Annotated in this window: 1 protein-coding gene; it reads right to left on the reverse strand. The window is 71.6% G+C overall.

The genetic code is table 11. From position 1 onward, the window contains the following. Nucleotides 1-148: 148 nt before the first annotated feature. Nucleotides 149-436: RDD family protein (locus G3I78_RS48630; RefSeq protein ID WP_164437054.1), on the reverse strand; the 288-nt coding region annotated here is incomplete at its 5' end.

Raw genomic sequence — 436 nt, forward strand, 5'->3', positions numbered from 1 at the left:
GCCCGAGCCCGTCCCCGCGGACGCGGCGGCGGCCGCCCGGGTGCCTGAGCCCCGGACGGCCGCCGTCGAACAGCCGGTGCACCACTGAGCCGTACGCGGACCTGCCGCACGGGGCCGCGGCCCCTTCGTACTCCGGTGCGTCGCGTCGTTATGCGGTGACCACCACCGTCTTGCCGACCTTGTCGTGGAGACCCTGCTTGTACGGCTTGTCCACGAGGATCGACACGATCAGCACGATCTGCCACAGGCAGGGGCAGCAGATGAGCGCCGGCAGCCAGAGCATCGCGGCGCGGCCGAGCGCCGCGCCCGACGGCGGGACGCTGCCGTCGTTGAGCATCGCGACGCGCAGCCCGAGCGCCCTCTTGCCGAGGGTCCTGCCGTCCTTCCTGCCGAACCACCAGTCGTAGCCGACGAAGAACACGATCGAGATCAGCGT

The organism is Streptomyces sp. SID13726 (genome assembly GCF_010548375.1).
Lineage (GTDB): Bacteria > Actinomycetota > Actinomycetes > Streptomycetales > Streptomycetaceae > Streptomyces.